Source organism: Massilia sp. P1_C10 (assembly GCF_056406475.1).
In genome coordinates this window covers 261,455-274,905 of sequence record NZ_JBFUAC010000005.1, presented here as the reverse complement: position 1 = coordinate 274,905, position 13,451 = coordinate 261,455, and the positions used below count along the sequence as shown (strand labels likewise).

Below are 13,451 nucleotides of genomic sequence, written 5' to 3'. Positions count from 1 at the left end.
GGATCGGCGTACCTGCCTGGGCAGGTACGCCGCGTCAGACGGCGACCTTCAGGCGCGGACGCGCCCCGGCGTTTTCGCACTCGAGCAGCACCGCGATCTTGTCCGGGTGCAGCGATGCGTTGAACAGCCATCCTTGCGCCTCGTCGCATTTCATCGCCTTCAGGTCGGCCAGCTGCAGCGGGGTCTCGACCGCCTCGGCGATGACTTTCAGCTTCAGGCGGTGCGCCATGTCGACGATCGATTCGGCGATTTCATATGACTTGCTGCGTTCGCCGGTCTTGCCCAGGCGGCGCACGAACGAACCGTCGATTTTCAGGATGTCGGCCGGCAGCTCGCTCAGATAGTTCAGGCTCGAATATCCAGTGCCGAAATCGTCGATCGAGATCTGCAGTCCGGCGTCGCGCAGGCGCGTCATGGTGACCTGGTTCAGGTCGAGGTTTTCGATCAGGATGCCTTCGGTGATCTCGAGGTCGAGGCAATGCGGTTCGATCCCGCTCGTTCGGACGATTTCCAGGACTTTTTCCACCAGGTCCGGCTGCTTGAGCTGGCGTGCCGACAGGTTGACCGCCGTCTTGATCGGCGGCAGGCCCGCATCGACCCAGGCGCGGTTCTGCGCGCAGGCGGTGCGCAGCACCCAGTCGCCGATCGGCACGATCATGCCGGTTTCCTCGGCCAGTGGAATGAAGCGGGACGGCTCGATGCGGCCCAGCGTCGGATGCTGCCAGCGGATCAGGGCTTCGACGCCGACGATGCGCTGGGTCGCCAGTTCGACCTGCGGCTGGTATTCGAGGAACAGCTGGCCGCCGCCGAGGGCTTCGCGCAAGCCGTTCTTCAGCGCCAGGCGCTCGCTAGGCGGCATGGTCGATTCGGCCGAGTACACCTGCAGCATGTTCTCGCCCCAGGATTTGGCGCGCACCATCGCAATGTCGGCGCGTTTGAGCAGTTCGTCCATGTCCGAATCGACGCCCGGCGCCACGGCGATGCCGATGCTGAGGGTGACGAAGCATTCGCGCGACTGCACCTGGAAAGGCATGGCGAACTGGTTGAGGATTTTCTCGGCGACCTGCTGCGCGTCGGACTCCTGCGACACGTCTTCGAGGATGACGACGAATTCGTCGCCGCCCCAGCGCGCGATGGTGTCCGATTCGCGCAGGCAGGAGCGCACGTTGTCGGCCGTCTGCACCAGGATCGCGTCGCCCGCTTCGTAGCCCAGGGCGTCGTTGAACTCCTTGAACTTGTTCACGTTGAGCAGCATCAGCGACACCATGCGGTTGTTGCGCGCGGCCCGTTCCATCGCGTGGCTCAGGCGGTCGCGCAGCATGCGCCGGTTCAGGAGGCCGGTCAATGGATCGGCCTGCGGGGCCTCGAACACGCGCAGCGCCGGGATGGTCTGGGTGAGCGAAGGAAGGCTGCGATGGTCGGCCAGCGGCGCCACGCTGGTTTCGACCTCCTGCCCGTAGCAGACGATGCGGTTCCTGCCGCTCGATTTGGCGAGGTACAGGGCCTCGTCGGCGCGCGCCACCGTCTGCGCAATCGACTCGCCGGCGAGGAATTCGGCGACGCCGATCGATACGGTGACGCCCAGCTCGACGGAAATGGCGGGGAAGGCCAGCTTCTCGATGCTGAGGCGCACACGCTCGGCCAGGGTGATCGCTTCCGGCAGCGACGTTTCCGGCAGCATCAGCAGGAACTCCTCGCCGCCGTAGCGCCCGAACGAATCGCTGTCGCGGATCTGGCGCTGGACGGTCGCGGCAAATTCGCGCAGCACCGCGTCGCCGGCAGAGTGGCCGTAGGTGTCGTTGATGCGCTTGAAGAAGTCGATGTCGAGCAGGCAAAGGCAGAACAGGCTGCCCAGGCGCGCGGTGCGGTCCTTTTCATGCTCGATCAGTTCGATCAGGTGACGCCGGTTATGGCTGCCGGTCAGCTCGTCGCGGATCGCCAGCTCATTGATGATTTTCAGCGCCTGTTCGAGCTTGATGAAGCCCTGCGTCTTGGTCAGTTCGAACAGCAGCACGAACACCACCACGACCACGTACAGGCCGATGTCGCAGATCAGGTGCAGCAGCGCCATGTCGCTGACCGGGTGCGGCGGCAGCGCCACGCCGTAGCGGGGCAAAGCGTAGATCACGGCCACCGCGGCCACGCTCATCATGAGCCAGAACAGCGCCGTGCCGACGCCGCCCAGGAACATCGCCACGACCGGGCCGGTGATCAGCCAGCCGGCGGTGGGCGCGTCGACGCCGCCCAGGTTGAAGGTGAGCCAGGTGAAGTTGAAGAACACCGCGCACAGGAACAGCTCGCGCGCCAGGAAGATGCTGCCGGTCGCGCGCATCACGAACGGCGCCAGGAACATGAAGGCGCAGCACAGCAGGATCTCCTGCGCCGCCAGCGTGAATCCGAGGCCGTAGTAAGCGGCGGCGTAAAACGGTCCCGCCAGCGCCGCCATGACCACGGCGTTGATGACGTTCTGGGCGCGCGTCAGGGTCGAGGCGTCCTGGGCTGACGCGGGAATGAACCAATGTATGGCAGCAATGTAGCGGGCAATCCATGATGCCCCGACCCCGCGGTGCCATGCCAGCAGCAGCGTTTCGATGCTGGTGGAAAGCGAACCTAAAAGTTTCAGGACAGTACGCATGGTGGTTCACTTTCTGAATTGCCGTAACTAAATATTACTCTGCGGAATTCTCAAATCTCTATCCATTTCGCGTGGTATTGATCCGAAAACAACAGAATTTAACGATTCATTTGCCGATGAAACAAGTCGGCGACTTAGTTCGCGTACACGACCAGGCGCCACTGGATCGGCTGGTCCGAGGGATGCTGGCGATGCATCAGCACCGGGAGCGGGTGATCCTCGGCGGAGACAATTTCGAAGCCGCAGCCTTCGCAGCGGTAGATGCCGGAAAATGGCGTCGGCGCGCGCGGTGGATGCAAGGCATCGAATGCAGAGGATTGGTTTTGGCGCACCAGTTCGCTTCGCTTGTACATCGCCATGGTTTCTCCTGGTCAAAATAAGAACATCGTGGGAACGTCGCGATGCAATTAGCATAACTGGGAAAAAGTGGCAGATTCTAACTAATTGTCACAAGGCATGTTTTTTAATTGGATTTGAAACACCAGGCAATGATCGTCGCCAGCGCGAACAGTCCGATGTGACTGACCAGTTGCAGCACCAGCGGATGGCTGACCGGATGGGCGATGAGCGGTCCGCCGGCCTGCTCGATGGCGAACAGCGCGCCCACGGTCAGGGTGACCACGACCGCCCATATGGCGCCGGGCCGGACGCCGCCGACCAGCACCGCGACGAGCGGACACAGGACGAACCACGGGACGGTGGGCGCGCTGGTGCCGCCGAGGTGAACCGCCAGCCACACCTTGAGCAGGAACAGCGCGCCGATGAAGACGTCGCGCGCGACCGCAAGTCCGAGGCCCGCGTTCATCGCGAACGGCGCCACCATCATCGCAATGCCGCCGGTAAGCACCACCATGCCGGCGGCGTCGTAGCCGAGCCAGTGGTACATCCCCGTCAGCAGCGGCACGCACATGGCGGTGATCGCGGCCAGCAGGGTCAGGTGGCGCGCTGCGCGTCGATGGGCGTCATCGGCCAGCACCTCGGCCGGAATGAAGCGGTCGAAGAAAGCCAGCGCGTGCGGGACCGGGAAGGCAAGTGCGTTCATTGGGTGGCTCCTGATGGGAAGGCGGTCATGTCAGCAAATCGGCGGCCAGCGCCGCGGGCGCGGTCGTGTCGCCCGGCTGCGACTGCAGGCGGTTCTCGATGAATGCCGCCAGCTGGCCGATGGTCTGGTTGTCGTAAATGAGTTCCGGGATGATGGCAAAGCCGATGCGCTGCTCCAGCTCGAACGAGATCGACGCCGTCGCCAGCGAATCCATGCCCAGCGACGTGAACGGCGTGTCGATGCCGATCTGCTGCGCGGCGCGCGGGTTCTCGCTCAGCAGCCACTTCAGCACGCAATCGTGGACGATGCCTTGCATCTCGGTGACCGGCGCGTTGTAGCTGGCTTCGGCGGGCGCCGCGGGCTCCGCGACAACAGCCTGGCGCACCGGCGCCGGCGCTGCCGCGCTGTCCGGGACACGTTGCAGCAGCACGTCGGTGCGCTGCAATTCGCCCGGCAGCTGCTGGTCGATGTCGCCGATCGCCTCGGTATACCGGCCGATCTGTTCGAGCAGGGCGGCGCCGGCGCCGTGCGCGACCGGACCGTCGATGTCGGCGAAAATCGACTGCGCCGCGCTGTCGAAACGCTGGCGCGCCCATGCCGCGTCCGATGCCGCGCCGCGGCTTTCGGCCGCCGCCAGCAGGAACGCCTGGGCGGCCAGTTCGCCGACACGGTATTCCAGCCATTGCGCCGACTGGGCGGCGCCGGCGAACAGGCCGGCACGCTGCGCCACGGCGGCCTGCAGGCGCGCGACGGTGTCGCGCAGTTCGGCCGCCAGTTCCGGTCGTCCCAGCGCCTCGCCCAGGAAGCCGATCGCCGGCGACTGCTTGTGCGCCAGCGAGGCGCCCAGGTGCGAGTACAGCGTTTCGGTCGGCCCTTCGAGGATGCGCAGCACGCGCGCGTCGCGCAGGATCTGCGGCGCGCCGTTCGATTCGATGTAGCCGCGGCCGCCCAGCATCTGCACCAGCCAGTCGGCCGACTGGCCAAGCAGTTCGGTGGTAGTGGTCTTGCAGGCGAGGTAGGCCTCGACCGGCACCGCTTCGCCGGCGTCGAGGCGGCGCGCGATGGCGTACACCAGCGCTTCGCAGGCGCCGATCGCCGAGGTCAGTTCATGCAGGCGCGCCACCGTCACGCCGTGCTCGGCCAGCAGGCCGCTGGCGATGGTGCGGCGCGAGGCGTAGCGTCCCATCAGCTGCACGCAGCGCTTCATCGCGCCGACGCACATCGCGCCGATGCCGAGGCGGCTGAACAGCATGGCGTCGCGGCCCACTTCCATGCCTTCGCCGGGGCTGAGCAGCACTTGCTCGTCGGGGACGAAGGCGTCGTGCAGCAGCACGGTGTTCTGCACCATGCCGCGCATGCCCATCGTCAGCGATTCGGGACCGTGCGACAGGCCGGCATTGTCGGCGGTGACGAGCAGGGCGGTGATGCCAAGCGGGCCGCCGGCCGGGTCGACCGCCTTGGCGAACACCGTGGTCACGCCGGCCCAGGAACCGAGGCCGATCCACTGCTTCTCGCCGGTGACGTTCCAGCCGCCGGCGGTGCGCGTGGCTTGCGCCCGGATCGCCAGCGGGTTCGATCCGGCATCCGGCTCGGTCAGCGCGAAGGCCGCGAGCTGGCGCCCGCTGGCGAGGGACGGCAGCAGCTGTTCGCGAATCGCCGGGGACGCGGCATGCAGGATCGGCCGCACGCCCAGGCCGTTGTGCACGCCGACCAGCGTGGCGATGGTCAGGTCGACCGCGGCCAGTTGTTCGAGCACGCGCATCAGGTCGACCGTGTCGAGTTCCTTGCCGCCGAAGCGGGCCGGAATCTGCAGGCCGAAGAATCCCTGGTTGCCCAGGTCCAGCACCACGTACGGCGGAATCGTGCGGCGCTCGTCGATGATGCGCGAATTCAGGCGCTTGGCGGCGTAATCGCGGAACCAGGCGATCATCGCGTCGGCGGTTTCGGCGCTGTTGCCGGCCGCCGCGGGCTTGGCCTGGACAGCGACTGGCGATTGCGGCAGGTAGGCCGGCGCGGCAGGCGCTTCCGGCCGGAACGGCAGCGCCGCGACTTCGCGCGTACCGCGCCGGTCGAAGATCGAACCCGGCATGACGTAGACAACTTCGAGCTGGCCCTGCAGCGCCATGTCGCGGCAGCGCGTGCGCTGGACCTTGCCGCTGGTGGTGCGCGGGAAGGTGCCCGGCTTGACGAACACGATCGACGACACCGACACGTCGAACTGCTGGCCGATCACCTTGCAGATGTTGTGCGCCATCGCCTCGATCTTGCCGAGGTAGTCGTCCTTGGCGCGCAATTGCTCGGCCTTGTTGTCCGGATCCCTGGCCGCGAGCTGCTGCGCGGCGCGCACCAGGCTGCGATTGGCTTCGGCGACGATCGCCAGGCGTTCCTGGAAATCGATCTCCACCGAAAACGCGGCGCACATGTTCGGCTCGATGAAATCGATCGAGCGCTCGATCACTTCCTCGACGTCCTGCGGGTAGACGTTGCGCCCGTTGATGATGATCAGGTCTTTCAGGCGGCCGGTGATGAACAGTTCACCGTCGCGCATGAAGGCGAGGTCGCCGGTGCGCAGGTAGGGGCCGGCGCCGGTGCTGGCCAGGCAGGCGCCGAAGGCGGCCGCGGTTTCCTCCGGCTTGTTCCAGTAGCCGCGCGCGACGCCCGGCCCGGATACCCAGACTTCGCCGACGCGCTGGCTCGACACCGGCAGGCAGGTTTCCGGATCGACGATGACGACCGACGTCGACGAGGCGATCGTGCCGGAGCTGACGATGTCGCGGGCGTCGTCGCCGCCGGGAGCGACGTCGCGAATCTGGTTCCCTTCCAGCAGCGACTTGCTGACGGTGCGCACCTGCGGCTCGGTGCCGAGCGGACCGCCCGAGACGAACAGCGTGGTCTCGGCCATGCCGTAGCAGGGGAACAGGGCGGCCGGGCGCATGCCGCAACGGCTGAACGCCGCGATGAAATTGCGCAGCGTCGATGCGCGCACCGGTTCGGAGCCGTTGTAGGCCACGTCCAGGTGCGACAGGTCGAGGTGCACTTTCTGCTCGTCGGTGATCTTCTTGGCGCAATAGTCCCAGCCGAAATTGGGCGCGCCGGCGCAGGTGCCGCGGTACTTCGAAATCGCTTCGAGCCACATCACCGGATTTTTCAGGAACGCTGCCGGCGCCATCAGCACGCAATGGAAGCCGGCGTACATCGGCGAGACGACGCTGCCGATCAGGCCCATGTCATGGAACAGCGGCAGCCAGCTGACCATCACGGTGGCCTGGGTGAAGCCGAATCCCAGGCGGATGGACTCGGCGTTGCTGGCGATGTTGCGGTGGGTGATCTCCACGCCCTTGGGCATTGCGGTCGACCCGGAGGTGTACTGCAGGAAGGCCAGCATCGATTCGTCGATGTCGGGCAGGCCGGACAAGTCGTCGCTGGCCGCCAGCACGTCGGTCGACAGGCAGGTGCGGGCGTCGGCGCCGACCAGCGACAGGCTGGCGCGGATCGCCGTTTCGCAATCGCTGCGCGTGAGGATCAGGGCGGGATCGGCGTCGTCCAGCAGTCCCTTGAGGCGGCGCGAGGCGCGCGTCTTGTGCGGGATGGTGGCCGGAACGGCGACCAGGCCGGCGAACAGGCAGGCGAAGTACACCATGATGAATTCGAGGCCGGCCGGATACAGCAGCAGCGCGCGCTCGCCCACGGGAGCGCGGCGCGCCAGCGTGGCGGCCAATGCGCGCGAACGCTGTTCCAGTTCGCCGTAGGTGATTTCATCGATCTTGCCGTCGTCGCGCAGGAAGGTGTAGGCCAGGCGGTCGGGCGTGTCGCGCGCGTGGCTGCGCAGGCGCTCGGTGATCAGGAATGGCTGTTCGGCGGTGGCGCCGTTCATATTGTCTTTGTTATCCAAACTAACCCACCTTTCGTATTTGCAGGCGCGCCTCGCCGGCTTCGATGGCCGTGGTCGCACGTTCGACGGTCCCGGCGATCACCGCCGCGGCCCGTTTGATCTGTTGAATATTATGGTTGGCCATCAACTGAAGGCGCAGCCGCGAGGACCCGATCGGCACGCCGGGGAATTCGACCTGGTTGACGAACACCGAATGCTTGAACAGCATTTTTCCCACCAGCCGCGACACGGTCTCGCTGCCGATCAGCACCGGCACGATGGCCGATGGAATACCCATGCAGTGCAGCCCGTCGGCCGTGAGCAGCTTGCGCAGCGCGTCGACGTTGCGCATCAGGTCCGCGCGCAGCATCCTGCCTTCGTCGGCGCGGACGATCTCCACGCATTGCAGGATGACGGCCGCCTGCACCGGCGAGAGCGCGTTGGAGAACATGTGCGGGCCCGCGTACAGCTGCAGGTGGCGCTTGGCGGCGCGCGACTTGGTGGCGACGAAGCCGCCGTTCGACGAGAAGGTCTTGGAAAACGCGCCCATGACCAGGTCGATCTTGCCCAGCATGCCCTGGATGGCGATGCAGCCGCCGCCGTCCGGGCCGAGCGAACCGAGGTCGTGCGCGACGTCGACCATCAGCGTGGCGTTGTATTCATGGCAGCTCGCCTGCAGCGTCGCCAGGTCGGGCGAATCGGAGTCCATGCTGAACAGGCCTTCGGTCACCACCAGGATCGCGTGTTCGGTGTCGCGCGCGCGAATGCCCGCCAGCAGTTCGCGCACGTGGGCGACGTCGAGGTGGCGGTTGATGGCGATGTTGGTGGTGGCCGCGCTGGCGCCCTGGCGCAGCGAGGCGTGCGCGAACTGGTCGATGATGATGTGGTCCTGCGCCTGCACCAGCGCGGTGATGGCGCCGAACGCGGCGCCCCAGCCGGTCGGAAACAGGGTGACGTGCTCGGTCTGCACCAGTTCTCCGATCGCCTTCTCGAGCGCCAGCGAAGTTTTGGTGTTACCCAGCAGGACCGCCGAGCCGGCGCTGTGCGGGCCGGCGTCCTGCAGCGCCCGCGCGGCCGCTTCGGCCACCACCGGGTGCGAGGCCAGCGACAGGTAATCCTGCGAGGCGAAATTGATGCCGCGCGCGCTGACGCCCGCTTCGTCCTGGATGCTGGCGATCGGATGGGGCGCGCCGTCCAGTGCGCGCGAATACTGCCAGACGCCATGGGCGCTGCGGCGTGCATGCCAGGCCTCGAGCTGGTCCATCCGGTCGAGCAGGTTGGCGCCGCGCGGCTGGGCGAACTGGGCCGCCGTGCCGGCCAGCGCGCCGCTGGCGAGCATGGCGTCGATTTCCGCTTCCCATGCACGGTCGGCGTCGAGGTCGGCCTGATCCGCCGTGCCGGCGCTTTGCGAGTCGTTTTGCATCATGTGTTTTCCTTGCATTGCACGGCGGACGAGGGCGCGCCTGGCGGGCGCTCTGCCTGCAGCGCCAGCAGCGCCGTCACCTTGTCCGGGTGCAGCGAACGGTTGAAGAAGTATCCTTGCGCGGCGTCGCAGCCCATGCGCTGCAGGTCGGCCAGCTGTTCGGCGGTTTCGACCGCTTCGGCGATCACCGTCAGCTGCAGCCGATGGGCGATTTCGACGATCGCTTCGGCGATCGCATACGAGCGCGCGCCGCCGGCAGCCTGGCCGAGCCGCTTGATGAACGAGCCGTCCATCTTCAGCACGTCGGCCGGCAGCTCGGCGAGGTAGTTCAGGCTGGAGTAGCCGGTGCCGAAGTCGTCGATCGAAATCTGCACGCCGTGCGCGCGCAGGCGCGTCATCGTGGCGTGATTCAGTTCGAGGTTGTCGATCAGGATGCCTTCGGTGATTTCGAGGTCGAGGCAGGCCGGTTCGATGCCGGTCTCGCCGACGATCGCCATGACGCGGTCGATCAGGTCCGGCTCCCTGAGCTGGCGCGCCGACAGGTTGACCGCCGTCTTGATCGGCGCCAGGCCGGCGTCGCGCCACAGCCGGTTCTGGGCGCAGGCGGTGCGCAGCACCCATTCGCCGATCGGCACGATCATGCCGGTTTCCTCGGCCAGCGCGATGAAACGCGTCGGCTCCACGCGTCCGTAGACCGGATGCTGCCAGCGCACCAGGGCTTCGACGCCGATGATCTGCTGGGTCGCCAGGTCCACTTGCGGCTGGTATTCGAGGAACAGCTGGCCGGCGCCGAGCGCTTCGCGCAAACCGTTCTTCAGGGCCAGGCGCTCGTTCGGCGCGGCGTTGGCGGCCAGCGTGTAGACCTGCACCTGGTTTTCGCCCCAGGCCTTGGCGCCGACCATGGCAACGTCGGCGCGCTTGAGCAGCGTGTCCATGTCGCAGTCTTCGCCGGGGAAGGTGGCGATGCCGATGGAGAGGGTAACGAAGCACTCGCTGTCGCCGACCTGGAACGGCAGCGAGAACTGGTCGAGGATCTTTTCGGCCACCTGCTGGGCGTCCGATTGCGCGGCCAAGTCTTCCAGCACCACGACGAATTCGTCGCCGCCCCAGCGCGCGATGGTGTCGGACTCGCGCAGCGATGCGCGCACCATCGCGGCGGCGCGCACCAGGATCGCGTCGCCCGCCTCGTAGCCGAAAGCGTCGTTGATTTCCTTGAATTTGTTCACGTTCAGCAGCATCAGCGCGACCAGGCGATCGTTGCGGATGGCCCGCTCCATCGCGTGGCTCAGGCGGTCGCGCAGCATGCCGCGGTTCAGCGCGCCCGTCAGCGGATCGGCCTGCGCGGCCTGGAACAGGCGCAGCGCCGGCAGCGTGCCCGGGACGCCGCGCTCGGCGGTGCCGGCGGGAAGAGGGGGCGCCGCTTCCGTGTGCTGGCCATAGCTGACCACGCGATTGCGGCCGCTTGCCTTGGCCTGGTACAGCGCCTCGTCGGCGCGGGCGACGGTCTGGCCGATCGATTCGCCGAAGCGGAACTCCGCCACGCCAAGCGACACGGTCACTTTCAGGTCGCGGGCGATGTCGGGGAAGACCATTTTCTCGATGCTCACGCGCACCCGTTCGGTCAGCACGATCGCTTCGTCGAGCGAGGTCTGGGGCAGCATCAGCAGGAATTCTTCGCCGCCGTAGCGGCCGAACGAATCGCTTTCGCGGATCTGGCGCTGCACCGTCGCGGCGAATTCCTTGAGTACCGTGTCGCCCGCGGTGTGGCCGTAGGTATCGTTGATGCGCTTGAAGAAGTCGATATCGAGCAGGCACAGGCAGAACAGGCTGCCGAGGCGGGCGGTGCGGTCCTTTTCGCCTTCGATCAGCTTGATCAGGTGGCGCCGGTTATGGCTGCCGGTCAGCTCGTCGCGAATCGCCAGCTCGTTGATGATCTTCAGGGCCTGTTCGAGCTTGATGAAGCCCTGCGTCTTGGTCAGTTCGAACAGCAGCACGAACACCACCACCACTATATAGAGGCCTAGATCGCAGAGCAGGTACAGCAGCGCCATGTCCTTGACCGGATGCTCGGGCAGGGCGATGCCGATGAAGGGCAGGCAGTAGATCACGCCGACCGCCGCGCAGCTCATGCCCAGCCAGAATACCGCGGTGCCGACACCGCCGAGGAACATCGCCACCACCGGGCCGGTGATCAGCCAGCCGACAGTAGGCGCATTGACCCCGCCGAGGTTGAACGTGAGCCAGGTGAAGTTGAAAAACACCGCGCACAGGAACACTTCGCGCGCCAGCACGATGCTGCCGGTGGCGCGCATCAGGAACGGGGCGATGAACATGAAGGTGCAGCACATCAGGATTTCCTGCGCGGCGGCGGTGAATCCGAGGGCGTAATAGGCGGCCGCATAGAACGGCCCGGACAGCGCGGCCATCACCACCGCGTTGATGACGTTTTGCGCGCGCGTGAGCACCGCAGCCTCATTTTGGGCCGCAAGGGGGATGAACCAGTGAATCGCCGCGATGTACCTGGCGATCCCGCGCGCTGCCAACGTCGTCATGTTTATATTTTTTTGCAACTTGGTGCCGGTACCGATAGGGGCAAGACCGCGACACGCCGTTTACGGCATGCTCGGGCCTTGAATTTGTTACCCCATGGTAACCTATTGGCGCTTGATGTGGACAAAGAAACTAAGAAATTTATGGCGTCTGAGCAACAAAAACTTGGTGAAATGTGAATTTTTCGACCATTTATCGCTAAAGCGGAGCGACCGGGACGCGTCTATGCGGCGGGTTTTTTTAGCGCAGTGCGGACGAAAATTGTTAGTCTTGCATCGCGCCGGCGCGCCTGCGCTGGCCGCCCAGTTCACACAAGGAGCATCGACATGAGCAAAATCGGGTTTATCGGCCGGGGCATCATGGCGTCGCGCATCCTCGTGGTGCACGGTGGACGCATGATCAAGCGCAGCTTCGAGCCGGGCTGTCGGATCGAGCTGCACCAGAAGGACCTGAACCTGGCGCTGGCGCGCGCCCGGGCGCTGGGCATCTCGCTGCCGAATACCGCGACGGCCCAGGAATTGTTCAACAGCTGCGCTGCACACGGCGGCAAAGCGTGGGATCATTCAGCAATGGTGCGCGCGCTGGAACTGATGGCCAACTTCGAGATCGGCGCGCCTGTTCCTCAATAAAGCACGGGAGTTGCGCATGACCGAACCACGTAAGCTGTTGCGGCAGATGTTCGACGCCGCTGTCGAAGCGGCGCAATCGTCGCACTGCCTGCCGCCGCACCTGCCGGCGCCGCCGCGCGGACGCACGCTGGTGCTCGGCGCCGGCAAAGCGTCGGCCGAGATGGCGCGCGTGGTCGAGCAGCACTGGCCGGGCGAGCTGACTGGCCTGGTCGTCACGCGCTACGGCTACGCGGTGCCGTGCGAACGCATCGAGATCGTCGAGGCCTCGCATCCGGTGCCGGACCAGGCGGGCATGGACGCGGCGCGCCGCATCCTCGCGCTGGCCGGCGGGCTGACGGAGGACGACCTGGTGATCTGCCTGATCTCGGGCGGCGGCTCGTCGCTGCTGGTGCTGCCGGGCGACGACCTGGAGCTGGCGGACAAGCAGGAGATCAACAAGGCGCTGCTCAAGAGCGGCGCCACGATCGGCGAAATGAACTGCGTGCGGCGCCACCTGTCGGCCATCAAGGGCGGCAGGCTGGCAGCGGCGTGCCATCCGGCGAAGGTAGTGACGTTGCTGATCTCCGACGTGCCGGGCGACGATCCGGCAGACATCGCCAGCGGCCCGACCACGGCAGACCGTACAACCTGCGCCGATGCGCTGGCGATCCTGCGCCGATACGGCATCGCGATGCCGGACAAGGTGCGGGCGCTGTTGGAGAGCGGGGCGGGCGAGTCGGTCAAACCGGGCGATCCGCGCCTGGCCAACAGCGAAACGCGCATGATCACCACGCCGCAGATGGCGCTGGAGGCGGCGGCCGAAGTGGCGCGCGGCGCCGGGGTCGCTGTGCACATCCTGGGCGACAGCATCGAAGGCGAAGCGCGCGACGTCGGCATCGTGATGGCGGGGATTGCGCGCCAGGTGGCGACGCATGGGCAGCCGTTTGCGCGGCCGTGCATCCTGCTGTCGGGCGGCGAGACCACGGTGACGGTGCGCGGCACCGGGCGCGGCGGGCGCAACGTGGAGTTCCTGCTGTCGCTGGGCGTGACGCTCAACGGACTGGCCGGCGTGCATGCGATTGCCTGCGACACCGATGGCGTCGACGGCCAGGAAGAAATCGCGGGCGCCTTGCTGGCGCCGGACACGCTGGCGCGCGCGTGGGAGCGCGGAATCAAGCCGAGGGACAGCCTGGCCAACAACGACGGGCACGGCTTCTTCCAGGCGCTGGGGGATTCGGTGATTTGCGGGCCGACGCTCACCAACGTGAACGACTTCCGCGCCATTTATATTGAATGACGATGGTGTCGGGTCCGGCGGCCCT

7 protein-coding genes and 1 pseudogene are annotated in these 13,451 nt (G+C 66.3%); 2 read left to right on the top strand and 6 right to left on the bottom strand.

Annotated elements, in window-relative coordinates:
- Positions 1 to 34: 34 nt before the first annotated feature.
- The 6 genes from AC1D02_RS13390 to AC1D02_RS13365 form a co-directional block, all read right to left on the bottom strand.
- The gene (locus tag AC1D02_RS13390; protein WP_477317595.1) at positions 35 to 2,635 is read right to left on the bottom strand and encodes a diguanylate cyclase; all 2,601 of its coding nucleotides are present in this window, start codon (positions 2,633 to 2,635) and stop codon (positions 35 to 37) included.
- 134 nt (positions 2,636 to 2,769) lie between these two features.
- Positions 2,770 to 2,994 (bottom strand): hypothetical protein, encoded by a 225-nt coding sequence (locus AC1D02_RS13385; RefSeq protein WP_477317593.1) that lies wholly within the window; start codon positions 2,992 to 2,994, stop codon positions 2,770 to 2,772.
- Positions 2,995 to 3,098: 104 nt separating this feature from the next.
- On the bottom strand, positions 3,099 to 3,677 hold the full coding sequence (locus AC1D02_RS13380; protein ID WP_477317591.1) for a hypothetical protein: 579 nt from the start codon (positions 3,675 to 3,677) through the stop codon (positions 3,099 to 3,101).
- A 25-nt stretch (positions 3,678 to 3,702) separates the two neighbouring features.
- On the bottom strand, positions 3,703 to 7,551 hold the full coding sequence (locus tag AC1D02_RS13375; protein WP_477317589.1) for an AMP-binding protein: 3,849 nt from the start codon (positions 7,549 to 7,551) through the stop codon (positions 3,703 to 3,705).
- 19 nt (positions 7,552 to 7,570) lie between these two features.
- Entirely contained in the window at positions 7,571 to 8,974 is a 1,404-nt protein-coding gene (locus tag AC1D02_RS13370) for an aminotransferase class I/II-fold pyridoxal phosphate-dependent enzyme (RefSeq protein ID WP_477317587.1), read from the bottom strand.
- Positions 8,971 to 11,523 (bottom strand): bifunctional diguanylate cyclase/phosphodiesterase, encoded by a 2,553-nt coding sequence (locus tag AC1D02_RS13365; RefSeq protein ID WP_477317585.1) that lies wholly within the window; start codon positions 11,521 to 11,523, stop codon positions 8,971 to 8,973. The genes AC1D02_RS13370 and AC1D02_RS13365 overlap by 4 nt, the downstream gene beginning before the upstream one ends.
- Before the next feature lie 351 nt (positions 11,524 to 11,874).
- On the opposite strand from AC1D02_RS13365, the pseudogene AC1D02_RS13360 reads away from it, so the two are divergent.
- Positions 11,875 to 12,150 (top strand): annotated as a pseudogene (locus AC1D02_RS13360) (NAD-binding protein); the annotation flags it as partial.
- Positions 12,151 to 12,166: 16 nt separating this feature from the next.
- Positions 12,167 to 13,426, top strand: coding sequence for a glycerate kinase type-2 family protein (locus tag AC1D02_RS13355; protein ID WP_477317583.1), 1,260 nt, complete (start codon positions 12,167 to 12,169; stop codon positions 13,424 to 13,426).
- The last annotated feature ends 25 nt before the right edge of the window (positions 13,427 to 13,451 follow it).

Coding starts and splice junctions, on each gene's coding strand:
- AC1D02_RS13375 (WP_477317589.1), bottom strand. CDS start 7,551: ATGAACGGCGCCACCGCCGAACAGCCATTCCTGATCACCGAGCGCCTG.
- AC1D02_RS13370 (WP_477317587.1), bottom strand. CDS start 8,974: ATGATGCAAAACGACTCGCAAAGCGCCGGCACGGCGGATCAGGCCGAC.
- AC1D02_RS13365 (WP_477317585.1), bottom strand. CDS start 11,523: ATGACGACGTTGGCAGCGCGCGGGATCGCCAGGTACATCGCGGCGATT.
- AC1D02_RS13355 (WP_477317583.1), top strand. CDS start 12,167: ATGACCGAACCACGTAAGCTGTTGCGGCAGATGTTCGACGCCGCTGTC.
- AC1D02_RS13380 (WP_477317591.1), bottom strand. CDS start 3,677: ATGAACGCACTTGCCTTCCCGGTCCCGCACGCGCTGGCTTTCTTCGAC.
- AC1D02_RS13390 (WP_477317595.1), bottom strand. CDS start 2,635: ATGCGTACTGTCCTGAAACTTTTAGGTTCGCTTTCCACCAGCATCGAA.
- AC1D02_RS13385 (WP_477317593.1), bottom strand. CDS start 2,994: ATGGCGATGTACAAGCGAAGCGAACTGGTGCGCCAAAACCAATCCTCT.